The sequence below is a fragment of the Citrobacter sp. Cf118 genome (assembly GCF_030334095.1).
Taxonomy (GTDB): Bacteria; Pseudomonadota; Gammaproteobacteria; order Enterobacterales; family Enterobacteriaceae; genus Citrobacter; species Citrobacter freundii.
The window spans coordinates 44,307-64,907 of sequence record NZ_JAOWES010000088.1 but is presented as its reverse complement, the minus strand read 5'-3'; the positions used below and the strand labels follow the sequence as shown (position 1 = coordinate 64,907).

The following is a 20,601-nucleotide window of genomic DNA, read 5'->3' as shown; positions in this document are numbered from 1 at the left end:
CAAAGTAACTTTAAAACGCTCTGTTGATGCCTTATTTTACATTTCGTTGCAAATACCCTGTATTTTTATATTGTGAGTCTCGGGCACTTTCGCTACATTTCCAGTCCTTTTTAGGATAGAGCAAAAAACACCCAATACCAATCAGGCTGCTGTTTCTCAGCCAGAAAGACATCTCAATTTCTCCAGAAATTTAATGCACTGATTTTTAACGGTGTAATACCACGGATATAAAATCTTGCACGGGTAGACAAAACCATGAGTATTGTAGTCAACAACTGGCGGATGGACTCTTCGCTTAATGCGTTAATCCATTGTGAAACAGGTGAAATTCGTCGCCTGGGCGAATATCATTTTATTCTATTAGAGACATTAGCTAAAAATGCCGATGTCGTCTTATCTCGTTCGTTTTTAATGACAGCCGTCTGGAAGAATCGCATCGTTGGCGGAAATAGCTTACCTACAGCCGTTCATGCCCTGCGCGTTGCTATCGATGATGACGGTAAACAGCAAGAAATTATAAAAACCATCCCTAAAAAAGGGTATTTGTTTAATAAAAACTACCTGACGGAAACCATTAACCATAATGAATTTGTGGTTGATAGCAGCACCAGTGAGAAAGCCGAAGAGAGTACCGGGGATGTTGAATTTCTTGTTTCTAATGAAACGTCATCACCGACACCGAATGAAAAAACACCTTTATTTAACATTACGTTATCACCAGAAGACAAGAAAAAATCGACAACCAGACATCCCCCTTACCGGGCCATGCTGATCACCTTGCCCGTTATCGTTATTGCCCTGTCGCTTTTCGCACTGATCTCTTACTTTAAAGCGCCATCAGTCGAGAAACCAACTGAAACACCGCTGCTGGTTAAAGAAAACGTTGAAAATTCCAGCCGTATTGCTGTTTATCAGCTTTACGATCCCGGGGAAAAAACGAAAGAATTACCCGTTGTTTCGCAACATATTCTCCCAGGAATGCAACAAATCGATCAACTTTTGGTTAGGCATAATGCCTCAATGACCATGTATTACCGAGTCGCATTAAACAAACTTACGCTTGATATTGTACTCAGTAATCAATGCAATGATAGCTGGCAGTTAGCGCTGAACTTTGATAACTGGTTAAATAAAGATAATGAAATGAATGGTATTTTAATTAAAGAAGTGGAGGAAATGTTAAATGAAATACCAAAATGCAAATAATTACTTTTTTTGCTCTACGGGCATTTTTTCTTTATTCTTTACCTGCACGGCTCATGCCCATATTGAGAATACGGTTGTTGCCAGTTACGATCTGAACAGCGGGAAGAACGCTCATTACGAACTCATTATGAGTTCGCAGAACAAAAGCACTGCTCTAACGTTCATCCCGTTGGCAAAAAATAACGAAGCGCCGTCGACATTCGAAATCTCAGCATGCATTAATCGTTTTGCAGGAACAACTAAACAAGGCGAATTTCATTTTAGCGATGCTAAAGCGGATAAAAATGACCCCCGCTTATCAAATTTCAGCACCTTTGTTAACGAGCATAACCTGCATACGTGGTGGATTCATTTAAACCCACAGCAAAATTTGCTCTTTACTCAGGATATTGGAGGTCTGTTAGTTACAGACCCCGCTACATTTACTTTTTCAACAAAAGCATGCCATATAAATTAGCTTAATAAGCTCCGGACAGTCTGGCTGGAAAGTCGGGCTTGTCCATTTACCGCCTGCGCTAATACCTGATAATTGTGATTAGCATGATCCAATACTCCCCCCAAAGATTCAGAGGCTTTCACCGCACTTTCTGCCTGTGGAAAACGCGCCATCCCGTCAATCAGCTGTCGGGCCTTCTCCTGCTGGGCAGCCATTTGCGCACGCTGATCGCCAATCGCATCCAGCGCCTGCTGTAAACTATCCTGAGGGCGGTTACTCCCCTGAGATAGCTGTTGCAGCAGCTCTTCTGAACGAGAGGGATCGACGAATATCTTGAGCGGGGTAAACGTTGATGACTTAGCGTCGACATCGCGTACGCTCAGGGTTTGTTGGATCTGCGGCCACTGCTTTTCCAAGGTGGAAAAACTCAGCGTGCCCTGTTGATCGTGCACCTGTACGCCGACACGACGCAGCGCGTTGCTCATCATCATTTTGTACTGACCAGGATCCAGATCCTCACCAACCACCACCGCAGAGTGCTGGGTTTGCCGTCCGTCAGAGACACTAAACATGCGCGAGCTTATGGCATTTTTTTGCAGCATCTGCGCCAGCTCGGGTGAGTGAAAGGTCACTCGCGCTTCACCTTGCAGAACCGGACGCAACTGCCGGTCAACCGCGCCGCCGGATAATGCCGTGCGTTTATCCAGCCACTGGGTAAGCTCAGCACCCTTTTGCTGCTGCGTCTGCCCACCACGGCGCGAGGCATGGCGATAATCCAGCAAATGCTGTTCCAGTTGCCCCAGATAGTGGTCGGCCTGCTGCAGCGTGGTGAGCTGATCGTTGAGCTGCACACTGTAGCGCTGAGGCCGGGTGGTAATAAGCGGCGAGGCCGGGTAATCACTCGCCGTTGCGGGTAACTTTTGACGGACAGGGGCATTCTGCGCAACGCTATGTTGTTGCACAGAAGGATTGAGCGCTCCGCTTCCGGAGAGTGATGTTGTATTTAAACCGACCTGCATACTATTCCTGGGCTACTGCTCGCTGTTAAATCACACTGAAAAGGTTCAACTCACTCACTTTGGAGTAGGTTTTTAAAGTGGCTTCCATCGCCATTTCCAGACCGGTAAAGGTAATAGAGGCCGGGCCGTAATCCAGATCGCTCAGTTGACCAATCAGCTGATCGTTAGAGGTGGCGATATCCGTTTGCGCACCGCTCAGCATACTCATCGTATTTTGCGTTTCACCGATGGTGGCAATAGAAGCATTGAGCGAGTCGGAAGCGTCATCCACCGTATTGATGGCATTTTCAATATCGCTTTGCACCTGCGGATCGGCAGGGTCAACCGACGGATCCTGTAGCTCTTTCGACAGCGACGTCAGGGTGTTCAGCACGTCCAGGCTATCGCCGAAGAAATCACTGACCGCCACGTTAGTATCCACTTCCACACCATTGGATACCGTGGTTTGACGATGGTCGTCATTCCCCTGGTAGGTATAGCTGTCGGTGACGCCATCACCGTCGTCGTCCACGGCGACAATCGGCGGCTGATCGTTGACCGTCCCGCCAAACACATAGTGCCCGTCTTCATCCTGGTAATTTAATGCCGAGACCATCGCTTCGGTCATCGACTGGATATCTTGCCCCAGGCTGGCTAACGAATCGGCGGTATTGGTGCCGTTCGCCGCTTCCAGCAGATCGTCGCGAATCGCCAACAGATCGTTATTCACGCCATCAAGGATCGACTCCTGCTGACTCATGCCCGCCGTCGCGGAGTCAATATTGCTCTGATACTGGTCGAGGGCCGATTGCTGGCGGTTAAGTTGCGTAATACGGGTCGCCGCGATCGGATCGTCAGACGGCAGCAGAATACTTTTCCCGGTCGCCATTTGCTCAACGACATGGGACAGATCGCTGGAGAGATCGTTAAAACTCTGCGTCATGGACACATAAGATTGCTGAGTAGATACACGCATATTCATTCCTCTCCAGGTTAGCTACACATTTCCAGCACAGAATCGAAAATATCTGCGCCCGTTGAGATAACTTTGAGGTTGGCCTCATAAATCTGCTGATAGGTAATGAGGTTCACCGCTTCTTCGTCCATGCTGACCCCGCTGACGCTGCTCTGCTGGGTCTGCGCTTCGGAGTAGACGTTAGCCGCCGCTTCCGCTTCCGTCTGGTTCTGCTGGCTGTAGATACCAATGTTGCTGATGATCGACGATCAGGCTTCGCCCACGGTCACGCTGCCCAGCCCCTCAATATCCAGCGGCTCGGTGGAGATGTTAATCAGCGCCTGCAGGTTATCGCTGTTACCGCTTTCGTCCGGCGAACTGGAAAACGCCAGCTCATCGGCGGTGATATCGGGATTCACTTCCAGCGGGCCATCAGATGAATTTTCATCATAAATAAACAGCGGTTCACCGGGGTTACCGTTCAGATCGTAGCCCTGCGCCAGTTGAGTGTTCACCGCATCGGCAAATTGCTCCGCCATGCTGTTAATCGTTCCCGTCAGCGGCGTCAGCACCTGATTCTGATAATCAAACAGCGCCCCCAGCGAGCCGCCGGTATCGGTGTTCATCGATGACGTAGTTCCGGCAAATGTCAGCGACATGCTCTGTGTGCCGTCGGCGTTGGTATCCAGTTCGATGGTGGAACTCTCCTGCCCGCTGACCAACGGCTGACCGTTTTGCAGCGTAACGTTGTAGTTACCTTCATCATCAATATTGACCTGCACGTCCATGATGCCGCTCAGTTGTTCGACCATCTGATCGCGGGCATCGTACAGCGCCGAGGCGTTATCGCCGTTGGCTTCAGCTTCCGCAATTTGCTGGTTATAACTGGCAATACCGGTAGTCAGGGTGTTCACCTGCGCCACCATCGCCTGCTCCTGGCTGACGATCTCACTGCTTTGCGAGTCGATATAGTCCAGCGTGTTATCCACGCGCAGCGCCAGCGCGCCGGACTCGCTGATCACCTGTTCACGCAGGGCGGAATCATCCGGGCTGGTGGTGGCTTCGTTTAGCGCGGCAAAAAAGTTGTCAAAACCGCCGCTCAGGCTACTGTTATCGTCGCTGAGCACGGTTTCCAGTTGCGTTAAATACTCCTGCTGGGTGTTGTAATAGCCGTAATCACTGGCGGCATACCACACCTGGTTCACCTGATACTGGTTAGAAACGCGGCGAATACTGTCCACCTGCACACCGTTACCCGCACTGTTGGCTGAACCGGAGCTGGCGCCAATGGTACTGGTGATGGCAACTTGCCGGGTATAACCGTCGGTCATGGCGTTAGCCGTGTTTTGCGCGGTTACATTAAGCTCCACCTGCGCCGTCGATGCGCCGCTGTAGCCAATATTAATCATGTCCATCAAAGAGTCCTCGCCGGTCAGTCACCCGGTCTGTCGTTAACAACCTTGCCGATTAAGAGCGGCGAAAAAACCACAGTTCTTAAGCCGCCGCGCAACCTTTATCCTTTGTGATGAGGGGAGAGTTGTTTGACGATCATCGCGGCAATGCCAATGCCGTGCTGTTGGGCAAGACTGTTGCACAGCTGATCGTCATAAAATCCCTGCATCATTCGTACCGAGTCGCTGTTAAACGGGTTGTCTTTTGAGTCGAAGATCTCATTGGTTTTACGCATCTCTTTCAGCATGTTGCGTAAGAAAATGGCTTCAAACTGCTGAGCGGCTTTCTGTAAATCGTTATCTTTAATTTTCGGGCCCATTAACGCATCGCTGCCGTCAATGCCCCCGCTATGATTCACTTTGATGTCGGCCATTAAATCACCTCCAGATCGGCGTCCAGCGCTCCGGCTTCATGCAGAGCCTGCAAAATCGACATAATGTCGTCCGGCGTGGCGCCCAGGCTGTTAAGGGCGTTAACCAACGTTTTCAGACTGCTGGACTCTGGCAGACTGATCATTCCCGGGCGGGCATGATTCACCGAAATATTGCTCTGCGGCGTCACCGCCGTACGGCCACCGGCAAAGGCATTCGGCTGGCTGACGTTGCTGCTTTCATTGATGGACACCGTCAGGCTGCCATGCGACACTGCCGCCGCGTGCAGGGCAATGCCATCCCCCATCACCACTGTGCCGGTACGCGAGTTAAACACCACGCGGGCACGCACTTTTTCCGCCTGAACCTGAACGTCATCCAACTGAGACATAAAGGCGACGCGCGCACCGGGGCTGGTTGGCGCGCGGACGCTGACGTTGGTCGAGCTTTGCGCCGTCGCAATGCCGCCAAACGACGCGTTGATCGCCGCCGCAATATTGTTGGCATCTTTGAAAGAAGGACGTTTCAGATTAAGCGTGATGGTATCGCCCATCTGGAAATCACTGGGAATTTCCCGCTCCACGGATGCCCCATTCGGTATCAGCCCGGCGGTGGGGGTATTCACAGTGACGCTGGAACCGCTGGCCCCGGTGGCGTTCATCCCGCCAACCACCACGCTCCCTTGCGCAAGGGCGTAAACTTCTCCGTCAGCACCGTGTAATTGGGTGAGCAATAATGTACCGCCGCGCAGGCTTTTGGCATCGCCGATTGACGAGACTGTGACGTCAATGGTTTGCCCACGCGAGTACATGGGCGGCAACGTCGCGCTGACCGCCACCGCCGCAACGTTCTTCACCTTCGGATCGATTTTACTCGGCAGCTGTACGCCGAACTGGCGCAGCATGTTAGTAATTGTCTGGTTGGTGAATTTGACCTGGTTTTTATCCCCGGTTCCATCCAGACCGACCACCAGACTGTAGCCGACAAGTTGGTTTTCCCTGACGCCCTGGACGTTGACCAGCGACTCCAGAGATCGCGCCTGCGCCGCGCCAGGCAGCGCCAGACTCAGGGCGATAACGATGCCGTTTAACGCTTTCATCCAGCGCCCGCTTAAGTGTTGCATAGTAAAATCCTGCATTAGATCGGGAAGAGAGGATGGTTAAACAGACGCGTCAGCCAGCCCGCCGCATTGGCATCGCTCAATGCGCCGCGACCCGCATAGGAGATACGCGCATCGGCAATACGCTGCGATGAGACGGAGTTGTCGTTTTGAATATCATCAGCACGCACCAGGCCGCTCAGGCGGATGTACTCATCGCCCTGGTTGAGGGTGAGCCATTTTTCACCGCGAATTTCCAGGATACCGTTCGACTGTACCGAGTGTACCGACACCGTAATTTCGCCGCGCAGACTGTTTTGCTGCTGCGAGGTCGCCGTGCCGTTGAAATCGCGATTGGCGTCCACGGACGCGGAAAGGTTATCTTTGGTATGCCCAAAGAGGGTCGGCGCGCCAATATCCACGGTATTGTTCTTACCGAAATTGGTTTTCGCCTGTTTGCTCGACTGGGTAGATTCCTCCAGCATCACGGTCAGGATATCCCCCACCCGATAGGCGCGGCGATCCGCTGTCAGCGACCACTTGTAACCCGTTTCGAACACCCCTCCCGCGCGGCCATCCGCCGTTGGCGGTGCCTCGGTTTTGGGCGGAGCAAAGAATTCGTCATTTTTTTTGACCAGGAGAGCCTGCGATTCGCACCCGCTTAACAGGGGAAGCAGTACCATCAGCCAGAGATAATTTTTCACGTTCTGCCTATTTCTGCCGGATGGAACTGTACCATCCGGCATTTCACATTCTTGAGTTACAGTGTCTGACTAATAAACTGCAGCATATCGTCTGCCGCAGAGACCATTTTGGCGTTCATCTCATAGGCACGCTGCACGTTGATCATCGCCACCATTTCGTTGACGATATCCACGTTTGAGCCTTCCAGAGCGCTGTCCTGCAAAGTCCCCAGACCATCTTCCCCGGGAATACCTTCCGTCGGTTGACCACTGGCTGCGGTTTCCAGATACAGGTTGTCGCCTTCGGCTGACAGCCCTGCCGGGTTGGCGAAGTTCACCAGCGTCAGTTGCCCCAGTTCGGTAGGGTCACTGTCGCCGGGCAGGATCGCCGTCACGGTGCCATCTTCACCAAATGCCACGTTGGTAGCGCCGGACGGAACGTCGATTTCCGGTTGCAGAGGTAAACCTTCGGAGTTAGTCAGCACGCCGTCGGCGTTAACCTGCATATTGCCGTCACGGGTATACGCAATATCCCCGTTCGCCTTTTGCACCTGCCAAAATCCCTGCCCCATGATGGCCACGTTCATTGTATTGTCGGTGGTTTCTACATTCCCTTCGGTAAAGGTTTTTTGCGTTCCCACAATACGAACACCGCTACCGAACTGCATTCCGGTCGGCATGATGTTGTTTTGATCGAGCATGGCGCCCGGCGCTTCCTGAGTCTGATAAAACAGATCCTGGAACATCACGCGGTCGCGCTTAAAGCCCGTGGTATTGACGTTGGCGATGTTGTTGGCAATCGCACTCATCTCAGCATCCTGCGCCGACAGGCCGGTTTTACTGATCCATAACGCTGCGTTCATAAAACTTTATCCCTGATTAAAGACTACGGCTCAGGAGCCGCGTAGCAGCCTGTTGCCTGAGTCGCTGAGATCTTCAGCCGTTTTCATCATCTTGATTTGCGCTTCGAACTGACGGTTCATCGCAATGGACGACATCATTTCGCTCACCGCAGACACGTTACTGCCTTCCAGAAAGCCGCCGCTCACTTTGATGTTCTCATCGCGTTGTGCCGGTACGCCGTCCGCCGTCACCAGCATCCCCTCGCTATTTTTCGCCAGATTGGCGACCGGAATATCCACCAGCTTCAGGCGATCGATATCCATCGTGGCAGTGACATCGCCATCGTCAGGTGTGACGGAGAGCGTGCCGTCGCTACCGAAAGAGGCAATCGCATTCGGCGGTAAAATAATCGGGCCGTTATCCCCGAGCACAATATTGCCGTCGATGGTCAACTGCCCCTGATCGTCCTGCTGAATATTGCCGTTGCGGGTATAAACTTCGTTTCCGGCTTTATCCTGCACGGCGATATAGCCGGTTCCCTGAATGGCGACATCGAGCGGACGCTCGGTTTTTTCCGCCACGCCGGTGCTGTCATTGACGCCGCTGGGACTCTCTTTCGCCATAAAACGCGTGTCGAAGCCACCGCCTTTGACTTTGTCATTACTCGCCATCGCCATATCCGCACGAAAACCATTGGTGTTGACGTTGGCGAGGTTGTTGGCGCTAATTTGCTGCTCCAGCAGCGTCTGGGTGGCGCCGCTTAGTGCGGTATAAATCAACCGATCCATTTCTTAGCCTTACATCGCCTGGAAGAGTGCCTGGTCCAACTGCGTACTGGTCGAAATCACTTTCGTGTTCGCCTGGTAGTTGCGCTGGGCGGTCATCAGGTTGACCAGTTCGTTGGTGATATCCACGTTGGAGCTTTCGAGCATGCCGGAAGAGAGCGTGCCGCAGGAACCAGAGCCAGGCACGCCAATCAGCGGCGTACCGGATTCGCCGGTCTGTACCCACGCGGTACCGCTCACCGCTTCCAGCCCGTTCTCATCCGGGAAGGTGGCGAGTACAACCTGGCCCTGCAGCATGCGCTCGCCGTTGCTGTAAGTGGCGTAAACTTTACCGTCGTCATCCACCTGCACGCCGTTTTGCGTTGCGGAGGCATAGCCGGTCGCGGAGTTGGTGGTGACCGAGAAGTCGGAGCCGTACTGGGTACAGTCGGAGTAATCGACCGTCATTGAGATCGGCGCAGCTTCGTCGGTAGTGAAGGTGATAGTTTGCGGCGTGGTCGGAGAGGTCAGCTTGCCGGTATTCGGATCGAAGGTCAGCGTAGTTGCAGGTACGCCTGTCTGCGGTTCGCCATCAAAGGTGTATTGCACTTCCCAGGTGTTATCCGCCGTTTTGGTAAAGTACTGGCTAACGGAGTGCTCGTTACCCAACGAGTCATACACGGTGGTGGTGTAGCTGTCGGTGTAGGTGTCGCTATTATTCGGGTCAAATGGCACAGCTGGAACCGCAGGATCAGCCGTAGGGTCACCTGTACGGCTAATAATGTCATCACTGGCATCAAAGTTGGCCGTGAAGGTCATGCTGTCGGTAGCCTGCGCCGGGATGTTGCCGGTTTTAATCTGGATATCGGTCACGGTACCGGTTTGCAGCGTGCCGCTGTCATCCACCGGATAGCCTTGCAGATAATCACCGGAGGCATTAACGATATAGCCGTTTTTGTCAGTCACAAAGGAGCCGGCCCGGGTATAGGAGATGTTCCCTGCGCTGTCGCACATAACGAAAAAGCCATCATCGTTAATGGCTAAATCCAGCGCATTGCCGGTGGAAACCATTGAGCCGCCGGTGGCGATGCTTTGCGCGGAACCCGCCACGCTCACGCCCATCGCCTGCGTCCCGGCGTACATCGCGGAAAACTGAGTGGTCATTGATTTATAACCGACCGTCCCGGAGTTCGCGATGTTGTTACTGATTCCGTCCAGTTGTTCGTTGACGGCGTTTAGCCCCGTCGCTGCAATTTCATAACTCATTGTTTCTTCCTGTAATGTAAACTAAATCAGAGCACTGTATTGCTGTCGGCGTTATCGCTGCCGTCGTCAGTGTCAGGCGGCGTGGTGTCATCGGTGCTGTCCGGTACGCCAAACTGGGTGATCATGGTGAATGGCACTTCGCCAACGCCGTCAACGTTGAGCACCGGCGTGCTGCCATCGAGCGGAATACGCACATCTTCCACCTTGCCCGTCACCTCAATCGGCACTTCTTCTTCCCCGGTATTGGTCACCACAGATACGCTGTAATCGCCCGGCGGGATGCCGTAATCCGCGGGGTTAATATCAAAATCAACCTGGCCTGGCCCAACAGAGGTTTCACCTTCCGGAATAAGCGACACGGTGTAGTCATCACCCGCTTCATCGGTGAAATGCAGATCCACATCGGTACAGCTGTCATCCAGCGTGACGCGTCCCTGAATGTCCTTGCTGTTATCTTCGATATCCAGCGAGGTGGTTTGCACCATGATGTCGTCGCCGACCATATTGCCCAGCGCCATCACCTGAATGTTGCTCATCAGCACGGCGTTGGTATTGGCCTGCACGCTCATCTCTTCCATCATCGCTACCTGCGCCATTGAGGAGAGCTGATCGATATAGGCCGTAGGATCGGTCGGATCGGTGGGGTCCTGGTTTTCAATTTCGGCTACGAACAGCGTCAGAAACGTGTCGACCGCGGACGTTTCCGTGGACGTTGTCGTCGTCGGTGTGCCGCTGGTTCCACTGGTATCGGTGGTTGACGAGGTAGAGGAAGAGCTGCTATCCCCCAGGTTGTTGCTTTGCGCCGTGGCGCTCACAGTATTTTCAGCCACCGCCGTCTTCTCCTGAGAAGAAGCCAGCGCCTGAGATTGGGCATACAGAGCCAGGGTATTCATTACACTTCTCCCAGTTTGAGTAAGCTTTGCTGCATACTTTTGACGTTATTCAGCACATCAACGTCGGTTTCGAAATCACGAGAGGCAGACATCATGTCGGCCATTTGCTCGACCACGTTGACGTCCGGGTACCAGACAAAACCGTTCTGATCCGCCATTGGGTGATGCGGCTCATAACGTTTCACCACCCCGCCGCTTTGCATCACGTCCTGCACTTGCACGCTGGCGCCATCAATGCCGTGACGGTTGTTTGCGCCAATCAGGCTATTGTTGTAAACCGCAGCAAAAACCGGGCTGCGCGCTTTATAGGCCTGCGCCTCGCTGCTGGCAGGAGATTCCGCATTCGCCATGTTGCTGGCGACGGTATTCAGACGGATGGTTTGCGCCGTCATCGCCGAGCCGGAAATCTGGTAAATATCAGTAAACGACATGGTTATTTTCCTTCGATGGCTTCTTTGATTCCGCTAAGTTGCAGATTCAAAAAAGTCAGACTGCTTTGATAATCCATACTATTTTGTGAAAACCGGGCCTGCTCGGTATTCAGTTCTACGGTATTGCCATCCTCTGAGGGCTGCATCGGCACCCGGTATTTCACGTCAGCCTCAGGCAAAACATTTGTGTGACTTGCCCGTTGCATCTCAGCGGCAAAATCAATATCTTTGGCTTTGAAATTTGGTGTATCGACGTTTGCCAGATTCGCAGTCAGTAGCTCGGTCCTCTCAAGACGTAACTTCACTGCCTGCGGATGTACACCCAATGCCTGCTGAAAACTGATTCCCATTTCTTGCATCACTCCTGCGTAGATATCGCTATTACTAGCAATAACCATGCCAACTTTTAAGTGATTGATGAGAAATGACTTTATGAAACTACCCTCCTACGTAAGGAAGCCTTCTTTCCCCTTTGCCGCGGAGATAATGCTGGCTTTATGCTGCGTCTTACCCGTACATGCCGCCGTCCATCCCATTCAGCACAGCGCCCGGGAACAGATCAACGCACTGGTTCTGACTGCCGCCGGTCATGAAATCGACGCACTGGCGCACAAACAGCAGTGGCAGGACTATCGCTACACGTTCAATATCTATATCCCCTCAGCCGTGAGTACCAGCGCGCTATGCGCGTCGGCGCCACAGATCACCTCCAGTACCTCCCCAGAGATGGCCTTGTCACGAATGAACTTTGTGGTGACCTGCCCAGGCAATGCGGGCTGGAAATATAACGTTGCAGTGCGCCCCGACGTGTCGGTGCCGGTAGTGATGCCAAAGTCGTTGATTGCCCGAGATACGGTGATTACCGCCGACGACCTGCAGCTTAAAAAATTCAATATCAGCAACCAGCGGGAAGGGTTGATAACAAATATGGATGAAGCGATTGGTCTCACCAGCAAACGCGCCCTGCAACCGGGTAAACCGATTACGCGTAGCGAACTGGTTCAGCCGATGCTGGTCAAACGCGACCAGCCAGTGATGATCGTCTCCCATATGGCTGGCATTACCGCTTCAATGCCGGGCGTGGCGTTGAAGAATGGTCGTAAAGGGGATGTGATAAAAATTCGCAACAGCAGCAGCCAGCGGATCATTAGCGGTATGGTGGACGATACCGGCGTGGTCACCACGCTGATGGCGGAATAGTGCGGGGATTTTTTGTGATGGGATTAAAGTTTTCCGCTATTGCCGCCGCTTTTAGCCAATAACAGATAACCAACCCAACGGAATATGTACGAGGTTGCTATGAAAATTACCCCAACCCTGCCAGGCAATCGCCCTGCATCGACAACCGAACAGGCTCGAGCAGACAAGAGCAGCGTGCAGACGAGCACGTCCAGTTCCGCATCGCTTTCCGCCGATGATATTACTCAGGCGGGATTGCAAACGGCGCAGCAAACGCTGAACAGTGATACGCAAAGTGACGTTGATTACGACAAAGTGGCGCAAATGCAGGCCATGCTGGCCTCAGGCGATTTGCAGGTTGATACCGATCAACTGGCTGGGGACATGCTCAGCTTTTTCCAGAAATAAGAGGCTACAACAGTGAACACCAGGCTACAGCAGGTGAAAACTCTGCTTCAGGGCATTCGTGAAGACGGAACGCGGTATGACGCGCTCAGACACCAGTTGGAACAACAACGTCTGTGTATGATCCGTCGCGACAGCGACGAGCTGCTGGCCATCAATGAACTTATTCAACAGCATTATGAGCAGTTGCAAAACAGCAGCCAACAGCGCCGTTCGATCCTGCAACTGCTGGGCGTAAGCGTCAATCGTACAGGGATAGAGCAGGTCTTTAGCTGGTTGCCGGGCGTACAGAAAAGTGCCGCAGAGGGCTGGTGGCAAAGCCTTGAGCAAAAAGCGAAACGCTGTAAGGCGTATAACGAAAAAAACGGCGATCTGCTGATCCGCCAGTATGAATTTATTCAGGCCTTTTTAGGCACTGAGCCGGATTTTATTTATCAGCGCTAAACTTCCTTCCCTGACGCGGAAACCCGCTTTCCGCGCCTCGCTTAACCATTTGATATAAATGAAATAAAAATTCAGGCATGGATATTGCAATGTCATAAACAGATTTTGAATATTGGGATTGCTGAGAACAGATTATGAGTATGATTGATTGTTATGAACCTGACTTTGTCCGGTTGTTTTTATCCCGCCATCCGGATTCCGCTTTACGGGTTAACGTGTGCTGGAAAACAGAAGTGCGTCAGAGTCTGGCCTTAACCGACCCGGCCAGCTGTCAGGCTGCATTAGGCGATCCCAATGCCTTTGTCTTGCATCATTCAAAATGTGCGGCCAACCCGGACAGCCCGGCGCTATCCCCACGCGATCAGGTATTGAATCAATCCGCTCTGCATACCATCACGCTTCCAGGTTTATCGCCGGAGCTGCGCCTGTATGCGCTGGGCATCATGCTCTCTTTCAGTGAGAAATGCCCAGGCGATAGTGAAGCGGTGCTGGAGAAGCTGGCCTCGCTGCCGCAGGTTCTGGCTGACCATGCGCAAAGCGGAAAACTGCAGGATCAGTTCGCGCAACTGCCCAGCCTGCCCCAGCTGCAGCGCGAGCTGATCACCCAAATGGGCAGCTGTGAGTTCAACTGGGACCTGTTGCCAGAAAGCACACGTAAGTTGACCTTACCCCTGCAGGTCAGCCTGTTGATGCTGCAAGATGCGAACAGTGAAGCCATGCTTCAGCAGCAGCTGCAGACTCAATGGCTAAACACGTATGAGCGCTACTTTGCTCAAGAGGCATGGATATTCAGCAACTATCTGATTTATCACCTGTACCACGACACTTTCCCGCAGCATGAGAGCGAAAGCACACTGCTGCGTTTCTTCTGGCTGGCGGCTGACGTCTTTATGATTCGCACTCTGTTTTGCCTGTGGACGATGGATGATTCTGCGCTAAACCATGACGAAATTTACGCCCTCTTCGCGCTGTTTGAAGCGTGGCGCAACAGCGAGAGCGCCCACTCGTTGCGCCAGCATATTCTGGACATGCTGCCGGGAGATCCACTGCTCTCGGCGTTCTCCCTGATAACACGTTAGTGCCTGTTGGCCGGGCTGATGCCCGGTCCTTTTTCGAATCGCGAATACACATCACCATGTCTGAATCCCCTAAAGCACGACCCGCCTTGCCCGGTATTGTTAAAACACTCGACACTGGCCGCAAAAAACCGTTTGTCAGCGTTATCACGCCAACGTGGAACCGCGGCGCTTTCTTACCCTATTTGCTGTATATGTTCCGTTATCAGGACTATCCTGCCGACCGGCGGGAGCTGGTGATCCTCGATGATTCCCCGCAAAGTAATCAGTCGATCATTGACCGGTTGACGCAGAACCATCCGGAGAAATTTAATATTCGCTATATCTATCACCCGGAAAAACTCGATCTGGGGAAAAAGCGCAATATGCTCAATGCGCTGGCGGTAGGTGAATATATTCTCTGTATGGATGATGATGACTATTATCCGGCGGATAAGATCTCTTACACCATCGACATGATGCAGCGCCACCGGGCGTTGATTTCGGGTTCCGATCAGATCCCTATCTGGTATAGCCATATCAACCGCCTGTTTAAAAGCCGCAGCTTTGGCCCACAAAACATTCTCAACGGCACCTTTTGCTACCATCGCAATTATTTGAAAAAGCACCGTTACGATGATGAATGTAACTTAGGCGAAGAAAAGGGATTCACTAACCAGTTCACCGCAAACCCGCTGCAATTGCCGGGTGAACGCACCATTATTTGTATCTCACACAGCCAAAATACGTTCGACAAAGACTTTGTGTTGGGCAGCAGCGAGCCACTGGAAACCCCGCTGGCGCAGGCGATTACCGACCCTATGCTGAAAAACTGGTATCAGAGCCTGCATAACGCCACCCATCATCAGCCGATCCAGTGGGATTACATCGATCAGGTGGTGATCGTGAATCTGGACTCACGTCCGGATCGTTTAACGCATATCCAGCAAGAGCTGGCATTTCTCCAGTTCCCAGCCGAAAAAGTCACCCGCCTTGCCGCATCAGTAGCCACTAACGGCCAGATTGGGCGCCGTCAGTCCCATAGCCAGGCGCTGCAACTGGCACAGCTTAAGGGATGGAAAAATTACCTGTTACTCGAAGATGATAGCGTGATCCTGAAGCAGGAAAAGCATATTCGGATACTTAATTCGCTCCTGAGCACGCTGCCTAATTTCCCGTGGGAAGTGATTATTCTCGGCGGAGAAATTAAACAAGGCAGCGAACTTAAAAGCCTCCTGGGCATGATCCACGCCCGCGACTGTAATAAGGTTTGCGCCTATCTGGTCAACAGCAGCTATTACCCGACGCTGGCTCAGCAAATGGAGCATGACCTCTCCGATACCCTCGAAGGACAATGGCAGCCGCTGCTACGTGACGGAAAATGGCTTTCCTGCTATCCGAGCATCTGCTATCAGCGTGCGGGTTATAGCGATATAGAGAAAAAAGAAACCGATAACATCGGCTACTACTTCAATAAAATCAATAAGAAACCCGATACCGTCAACGCGCTGACTGATGCCCCGCTTCCTTCAACTGCCACCCGAACAGATGCTATTGGTTTCTATATGGAAACGTCACTGCACTACGCGGTCTATCGCCCGATCATAACGGCGCTACAGGCGATGGGGCACACCTGCTCTCTATTGGTCAGTGACAAAATACACGCGTCGTTTCTGGACGAAATGACCGAAACAATTAAAACCATTAACGATCCCCTATTGGGCGGAACGCGTCTTTCTGTGGTGATTGAGAAACGTCAGCGTTTCAAATGTCTTGTCAGCCCTTATTACACCCCGTTGCTAAACGGGCTGGCAGATACTCATGTGCGCACGATGTATGGACTGGCGAAAGAAGAGTGGAACCATGCCTGGTGGAACGCCTTTTATCATCGCATTCTCTGCTACAGCCACTATAGTCAGCACGCGCTTGATATCGGCGGCAGCGCAAAAGTGGTGGGCAATCCCCGTTTCGATGAGTGGCACAACCACAGCTACGATAAAACGCTGCCACAAAACCTGAAGCTGAACGCGAAAAAGCAGACCATCCTGTATGCCCCAACCTACGGCACGCTAAATTCGCTCCCTCATTGGGCACAACAGCTCAGTCGATTAAGCCATGAATACAATATCGTTACCAAACTGCATCATGGCACTTTGCACAGGCCGGAAGAAGCTGCCTCGCTGGCACTGGCACAGCGCTATTTAAAGAACAGAATCGACGATCCACAGCATCTGCTGGCGCTTATGGCCCAGGCGGATTACATCCTGACGGACAGCAGCGGCTTTATTTTTGACGCCATTCATATGAATAAACGCGTCATTTTACTGAGCTGGCCAGAGATGACCTCGCTGCTGGATGGCCAACAAAGTTTCTCGACCCCAGACAGCGCCGATCAACGTATCCGCGACGTTCTCCCGGTAGCCCAGGATATACAGGCGTTGCGCAGTGCGCTGTCTGATGCATTTGACTGGACTGCGCTTGAAGCACCGTTAGCCGAAATTCGCCACCATTATTGTGATGCGTTTATGGATGGCCAGGCGGGGAAACGGGCGGCGCAGGAGATTGCGAACCTCATTGAGGTACCGCAGCAAAACAATAGATTGCTACTTAGTCTGCAAGAGAAGTTATTTAGTTGATAACACAATAATTTTAGCCAGAGATTATTCTATGCCAACGCCTTTAGTGAGTATTATCGTTACCAGTTATAACCACGATGCTTTCCTTGCAGAGGCGCTGGAAAGCGTCTTTAGCCAGACGTGGAAAAATATCGAAGTCATTATCGTCGATGATGCTTCTACCGACCGGTCCGTCGATATCATTAAAAAATACCAGCAGAAATATAATTGCAAAACAATACTGCGGGATACCAACTATTATTCTCAGAAGAACAAAACTGGCGACAAACCGATCATTGAAGCCATGAACATGGCCACAGGAAAATATATTGCCGTGGTCGACTCTGATGATCTTATCGCCCCTACCAAAATCTCTCATCAGGTTAATATATTAGAGAAAAATACACACTGCGTAATGTGCTATAGCGCCATTCAGGTCATCATGCCTGACGGTTCGCGTTTTCCCTACAGTGATATATTTCTTGATGGCGATGTTTTCCATCATTTACTTGTCTCAGGGAATCTTAGCCTGTATATCGGATCGTTAATCCGCCGTGAGGCTTACCTGAAGATAGAACGTTCCGATCCAGATCTGGTGCAGGAAGACTGGGATATGTTCCTGAAGCTTTCCCGCCAGGGCCATTTCATTTCATCCCAGCGTTTAGTGGCTTACTACCGTCGACATGACAATAACACCTGGTACAGAAAAGATAACAGCAAATTAATGTATCGAAACAGAATGATGATCCTTAACCAGTGGAAACATGAAGATGCCTGGGTAGAGGCGATGAACAGTCGCTGGAAACAGTATGCCCATCCCGATCATACGCTGATTAAAGAAGATATTGATGAACTGTTATGTGAACGCCCAACCGACCCTTTGTTGCATTTCCAGGGTTTTATCGTTGCCGTTCACAATAAAGATGTCATCAAAGCACAATATCATATTGTGCAAGCCATCATTTATTGTGACATTCGTCTGGAGGTATTACCTCAATTATATTCTGCGGCCTTAAAAAGTATTACTGATAATAAAATAAAAAACACGATACTCACCAGCCTGAAAGCCAGACTGCCCGCTCAATACCAACAAATTTGCGCAAAATTTTATCAGGATCTTCAGCAATGAAACAAGCCGGACAAAACCTTATCACGGTCACCAAACCCTTCCTGCCGCCGCTTGAGGAGTTTATGCCATATCTGCAAGAAATTTGGTCAAGTAAGCAACTAACAAATAATGGCGTCATGCATCAACTGCTAGAGGAAAGTCTGGCCTCTTATTTAAATGTACCGTACATCTCGCTGTTCTGTAACGCCACCATCGCATTAATCGCCGCTATGCAAACGTTGCGAATTAAAGGCGAGGTTATTACCACTCCCTACTCGTTTGTTGCCACCACGCACAGTATTCTCTGGAACCAGTTAACGCCGGTATTTGTTGATATTGATCCACACAGCTTTAACCTCAATCCACATCTGATTGAATCTGCGATTACCCCTAAAACAGGATTGATCATGCCGGTGCATGTCTACGGACAAACCTGCGACACCGCTGAAATTGAGAGAATATCAAACAATTATGGCATTCCGGTTATTTACGATGCAGCACATGCATTTGCAGTAGAAGATTATGGCGGAAGCATTCTGCGCCATGGCGATCTTTCCGTACTGAGCTTCCATGCCACAAAAGTGTTCAACACCTTTGAAGGTGGCGCCATCGTTAGTTACGATAAAAATACCAAACAACGCATCGATTACCTGAAGAACTTCGGTATTGCTGATGAGTTAACCGTTGTCGCGCCTGGCATCAATGGAAAAATGAATGAAGTTCAATCTGCTTTTGGCCTCTTGCAATTAAAGTACGTGGATGAGGCAATAGAAAAACGCCAAAAAATCGATAAGTGTTATCGTGAGCGGTTAGCCGATACGCAAGGAATTTTCATCCCTGCAGGCAATGCAAATCATAAGAGTAACTACAGCTATTTCCCGATCCTCGTGCGTCCTGATTATAAAATGTCACGAGATGCGTTATATGATCATTTAAAAAGTCATAACATCTTAGCGCGTCGTTATTTTTACCCTCTACTGTCTAATCTCAACATGTACAAAAACATGTCTGGCGCCAGTAAAAAGACGCTGCCTGTAGCAAACCAAATCGCCGAACAGGTGCTGTGCCTGCCGATTTATCCAGATATGACTTCCGCTGAACTCAGTACTATTATCGAGCTGATTACCGCATGATCAATGTCCTTATCTTCCCTGCGGGGACCGAGATTGGCCGAGAAATTTACCTGTCTCTGCGTTACGAAAAAAATATTAACCTGGTGTTAGCCGGTGCCGACTACGACAGCTATGCCCGCCATTATGCATGCGGATATCATATCGTGCCTGATGTTACGCATCAGGATGGGCTACCCGCATTGCAGGCATTACTTGTACGAGAAAGTATTGATTATATTTTTCCGGCTCATGATGACGCTCTTCTTTTTCTGTCTGAAAACCGGGAGACATTTTCCGCCACGGTACTCTGCCCGTCGCAGGAAACATGCCGAATCACGCGGTTTAAAAGTAAAACCTACCAGGCGCTTAAGGGTACGGTCCCCCTTCCAGTCGTATTCAATGTCCCAACGGAAATCGCGCACTGGCCCGTATTTGTTAAACCTGACCGCGGACAAGGCGCGCAGGGAGCTTTACGTGTTGATACCCCAGAGAGACTGACATCAATCCAGGCTGAAAGGGATGACCTGATCATATGTGAATATTTAAACGGTGAAGAGTTCACCGTGGACTGTTTTTCCGATCGCGTGCAGGGGTTATTGTTTTGTCAACCACGCGTACGCTCGCGGATACGTGCCGGAATTGCGATGACCTCAACGTTAGTCAGTCTGCCGGAAGTTGAAACTTACGCACGCGCTATTTCACAGCGATTACAGTTATACGGCGCATGGTTTTTTCAGTTGAAGCGTTCCAGTGCGGGTATTTTGACGTTACTGGAAGTCGCTCCACGTATCGCCGGAACGATGGCGCTCAATCGCGTCAATGGTATTAACTTCGCCATGTTGACATTGTACGAAAGTATGCGCGTTAACGTCACATTGCGCCCGTTTGCTGAAAACCTGCAAATTACCCGCAGCTTAACCAATCACTATACGTATGATTTTACCTACCGGCATGTGTACATCGACTACGACGATACGGTGGTGCTAAAAGATAAACTTTGCGTACCCGTTTTTACTTTTCTCTGTCAGTGCCTGAATCGCGGGATAAAGATTCATCTCATCACGCGTCATGCCGGTGATATTTATGCTGAACTGGCGAAACGGCGGATTAACAATTTCTTTGACACCATCACCCACTTAGGTAAACACGATAAGAAAAGTGATTATATTCACGAGGCTGATGCCATATTTATCGATGACAGTTTTCACGAAAGACAGGATATTTACTCTACCACCGCTATCCCTACATTCGACATCAGTATGCTCGAACTATTAATATGTGAATAA

General features: G+C 51.0%; 21 protein-coding genes and 1 pseudogene. 10 read left to right on the top strand and 12 right to left on the bottom strand.

Features of this window, described 5'->3' with window-relative positions; genetic code table 11:
* Positions 1–255 precede the first annotated feature (255 nt).
* On the top strand, positions 256–1,206 hold the full coding sequence (locus OGX67_RS20490) for a transcriptional regulator (RefSeq protein ID WP_257651952.1): 951 nt from the start codon (positions 256–258) through the stop codon (positions 1,204–1,206).
* Positions 1,184–1,663, top strand: coding sequence for a hypothetical protein (locus OGX67_RS20485; RefSeq protein ID WP_286527114.1), 480 nt, complete (start codon positions 1,184–1,186; stop codon positions 1,661–1,663). The genes OGX67_RS20490 and OGX67_RS20485 overlap by 23 nt, the downstream gene beginning before the upstream one ends.
* Here the strand turns inward: OGX67_RS20485 and OGX67_RS20480 are convergent.
* The 12 genes and pseudogenes from OGX67_RS20480 to flgB all read right to left on the bottom strand — a co-directional run bounded on the left by OGX67_RS20480 (position 1,660) and on the right by flgB (position 11,747).
* On the bottom strand, positions 1,660–2,661 hold the full coding sequence (locus OGX67_RS20480; RefSeq protein WP_086503725.1) for a flagellar hook-associated protein: 1,002 nt from the start codon (positions 2,659–2,661) through the stop codon (positions 1,660–1,662). The two genes, OGX67_RS20485 and OGX67_RS20480, sit on opposite strands and share 4 nt — an antisense overlap.
* 25 nt (positions 2,662–2,686) lie before the next feature.
* Positions 2,687–3,616 carry a flagellar hook-associated protein FlgL gene (gene flgL / locus OGX67_RS20475; protein WP_061549368.1) on the bottom strand — a complete coding sequence of 310 codons (930 nt, stop codon included), beginning with the start codon at positions 3,614–3,616 and terminating at the stop codon, positions 2,687–2,689.
* Between the two features lie 17 nt (positions 3,617–3,633).
* Positions 3,634–5,010, bottom strand: a pseudogene (gene flgK / locus OGX67_RS20470) (flagellar hook-associated protein FlgK).
* Between the two features lie 98 nt (positions 5,011–5,108).
* Positions 5,109–5,411 carry a rod-binding protein gene (locus OGX67_RS20465; RefSeq protein ID WP_029139422.1) on the bottom strand — a complete coding sequence of 101 codons (303 nt, stop codon included), beginning with the start codon at positions 5,409–5,411 and terminating at the stop codon, positions 5,109–5,111.
* A gap of 8 nt (positions 5,412–5,419) precedes the next feature.
* A complete protein-coding gene (locus OGX67_RS20460; RefSeq protein WP_044714336.1) occupies positions 5,420–6,541 on the bottom strand; it encodes a flagellar basal body P-ring protein FlgI in 1,122 nt (373 codons plus the stop codon).
* A gap of 14 nt (positions 6,542–6,555) precedes the next feature.
* Positions 6,556–7,221: a flagellar basal body L-ring protein FlgH gene (gene flgH, locus OGX67_RS20455; RefSeq protein WP_003838808.1), complete on the bottom strand. Its 666-nt coding sequence runs from the start codon at positions 7,219–7,221 to the stop codon at positions 6,556–6,558.
* Positions 7,222–7,277: 56 nt separating this feature from the next.
* Complete coding sequence (gene flgG / locus OGX67_RS20450; protein ID WP_003838810.1) at positions 7,278–8,063, bottom strand: flagellar basal-body rod protein FlgG; 786 nt, start codon at positions 8,061–8,063, stop codon at positions 7,278–7,280.
* Positions 8,064–8,093: 30 nt separating this feature from the next.
* Positions 8,094–8,831 (bottom strand): flagellar basal body rod protein FlgF, encoded by a 738-nt coding sequence (locus OGX67_RS20445; protein WP_003838815.1) that lies wholly within the window; start codon positions 8,829–8,831, stop codon positions 8,094–8,096.
* Positions 8,832–8,840: 9 nt separating this feature from the next.
* Positions 8,841–10,073, bottom strand: coding sequence for a flagellar hook protein FlgE (gene flgE / locus OGX67_RS20440; protein WP_071696398.1), 1,233 nt, complete (start codon positions 10,071–10,073; stop codon positions 8,841–8,843).
* A gap of 26 nt (positions 10,074–10,099) precedes the next feature.
* On the bottom strand, positions 10,100–10,966 hold the full coding sequence (locus OGX67_RS20435; protein WP_071696397.1) for a flagellar hook capping FlgD N-terminal domain-containing protein: 867 nt from the start codon (positions 10,964–10,966) through the stop codon (positions 10,100–10,102).
* Positions 10,966–11,397, bottom strand: coding sequence for a flagellar basal body rod protein FlgC (gene flgC, locus OGX67_RS20430; RefSeq protein ID WP_134216145.1), 432 nt, complete (start codon positions 11,395–11,397; stop codon positions 10,966–10,968). The genes OGX67_RS20435 and flgC overlap by 1 nt, the downstream gene beginning before the upstream one ends.
* 2 nt (positions 11,398–11,399) lie before the next feature.
* Complete coding sequence (gene flgB, locus OGX67_RS20425) at positions 11,400–11,747, bottom strand: flagellar basal body rod protein FlgB (protein ID WP_003838822.1); 348 nt, start codon at positions 11,745–11,747, stop codon at positions 11,400–11,402.
* 82 nt (positions 11,748–11,829) lie between these two features.
* Here flgB and flgA point away from each other — a divergent pair, with 82 nt between their 5' ends.
* From flgA to OGX67_RS20385, 8 genes are all read left to right on the top strand, one after another.
* Positions 11,830–12,597, top strand: a complete 768-nt coding sequence (gene flgA, locus OGX67_RS20420; protein WP_081368675.1) for a flagellar basal body P-ring formation chaperone FlgA — start codon at positions 11,830–11,832, stop codon at positions 12,595–12,597.
* Between the two features lie 99 nt (positions 12,598–12,696).
* The gene (gene flgM / locus OGX67_RS20415; RefSeq protein ID WP_213747872.1) at positions 12,697–12,984 is read left to right on the top strand and encodes a flagellar biosynthesis anti-sigma factor FlgM; all 288 of its coding nucleotides are present in this window, start codon (positions 12,697–12,699) and stop codon (positions 12,982–12,984) included.
* A gap of 12 nt (positions 12,985–12,996) precedes the next feature.
* A complete protein-coding gene (gene flgN / locus OGX67_RS20410; protein ID WP_071696395.1) occupies positions 12,997–13,425 on the top strand; it encodes a flagellar protein FlgN in 429 nt (142 codons plus the stop codon).
* Between the two features lie 134 nt (positions 13,426–13,559).
* Complete coding sequence (locus OGX67_RS20405; protein WP_257651953.1) at positions 13,560–14,504, top strand: lysine-N-methylase; 945 nt, start codon at positions 13,560–13,562, stop codon at positions 14,502–14,504.
* 56 nt (positions 14,505–14,560) lie between these two features.
* The gene (locus OGX67_RS20400) at positions 14,561–17,116 is read left to right on the top strand and encodes a glycosyltransferase (RefSeq protein WP_257651954.1); all 2,556 of its coding nucleotides are present in this window, start codon (positions 14,561–14,563) and stop codon (positions 17,114–17,116) included.
* Positions 17,055–18,224 carry a glycosyltransferase family 2 protein gene (locus tag OGX67_RS20395; RefSeq protein ID WP_286527110.1) on the top strand — a complete coding sequence of 390 codons (1,170 nt, stop codon included), beginning with the start codon at positions 17,055–17,057 and terminating at the stop codon, positions 18,222–18,224. Before OGX67_RS20400 ends, OGX67_RS20395 begins: the two co-directional genes overlap by 62 nt.
* Positions 18,221–19,336 carry a DegT/DnrJ/EryC1/StrS family aminotransferase gene (locus OGX67_RS20390; RefSeq protein ID WP_257651956.1) on the top strand — a complete coding sequence of 372 codons (1,116 nt, stop codon included), beginning with the start codon at positions 18,221–18,223 and terminating at the stop codon, positions 19,334–19,336. Before OGX67_RS20395 ends, OGX67_RS20390 begins: the two co-directional genes overlap by 4 nt.
* Positions 19,333–20,601 carry an ATP-grasp domain-containing protein gene (locus tag OGX67_RS20385; protein WP_257651957.1) on the top strand — a complete coding sequence of 423 codons (1,269 nt, stop codon included), beginning with the start codon at positions 19,333–19,335 and terminating at the stop codon, positions 20,599–20,601. Before OGX67_RS20390 ends, OGX67_RS20385 begins: the two co-directional genes overlap by 4 nt.

Coding starts and splice junctions, on each gene's coding strand:
- flgG (WP_003838810.1), bottom strand. CDS start 8,063: ATGAACGCAGCGTTATGGATCAGTAAAACCGGCCTGTCGGCGCAGGAT.
- flgA (WP_081368675.1), top strand. CDS start 11,830: ATGAAACTACCCTCCTACGTAAGGAAGCCTTCTTTCCCCTTTGCCGCG.
- flgM (WP_213747872.1), top strand. CDS start 12,697: ATGAAAATTACCCCAACCCTGCCAGGCAATCGCCCTGCATCGACAACC.
- OGX67_RS20460 (WP_044714336.1), bottom strand. CDS start 6,541: ATGCAACACTTAAGCGGGCGCTGGATGAAAGCGTTAAACGGCATCGTT.
- OGX67_RS20400 (WP_257651954.1), top strand. CDS start 14,561: ATGTCTGAATCCCCTAAAGCACGACCCGCCTTGCCCGGTATTGTTAAA.
- flgE (WP_071696398.1), bottom strand. CDS start 10,073: ATGAGTTATGAAATTGCAGCGACGGGGCTAAACGCCGTCAACGAACAA.
- OGX67_RS20435 (WP_071696397.1), bottom strand. CDS start 10,966: ATGAATACCCTGGCTCTGTATGCCCAATCTCAGGCGCTGGCTTCTTCT.
- flgL (WP_061549368.1), bottom strand. CDS start 3,616: ATGCGTGTATCTACTCAGCAATCTTATGTGTCCATGACGCAGAGTTTT.
- OGX67_RS20445 (WP_003838815.1), bottom strand. CDS start 8,831: ATGGATCGGTTGATTTATACCGCACTAAGCGGCGCCACCCAGACGCTG.
- OGX67_RS20480 (WP_086503725.1), bottom strand. CDS start 2,661: ATGCAGGTCGGTTTAAATACAACATCACTCTCCGGAAGCGGAGCGCTC.
- flgB (WP_003838822.1), bottom strand. CDS start 11,747: ATGGGAATCAGTTTTCAGCAGGCATTGGGTGTACATCCGCAGGCAGTG.
- OGX67_RS20405 (WP_257651953.1), top strand. CDS start 13,560: ATGAGTATGATTGATTGTTATGAACCTGACTTTGTCCGGTTGTTTTTA.
- OGX67_RS20490 (WP_257651952.1), top strand. CDS start 256: ATGAGTATTGTAGTCAACAACTGGCGGATGGACTCTTCGCTTAATGCG.
- OGX67_RS20385 (WP_257651957.1), top strand. CDS start 19,333: ATGATCAATGTCCTTATCTTCCCTGCGGGGACCGAGATTGGCCGAGAA.
- OGX67_RS20390 (WP_257651956.1), top strand. CDS start 18,221: ATGAAACAAGCCGGACAAAACCTTATCACGGTCACCAAACCCTTCCTG.
- OGX67_RS20485 (WP_286527114.1), top strand. CDS start 1,184: ATGAAATACCAAAATGCAAATAATTACTTTTTTTGCTCTACGGGCATT.
- flgC (WP_134216145.1), bottom strand. CDS start 11,397: ATGTCGTTTACTGATATTTACCAGATTTCCGGCTCGGCGATGACGGCG.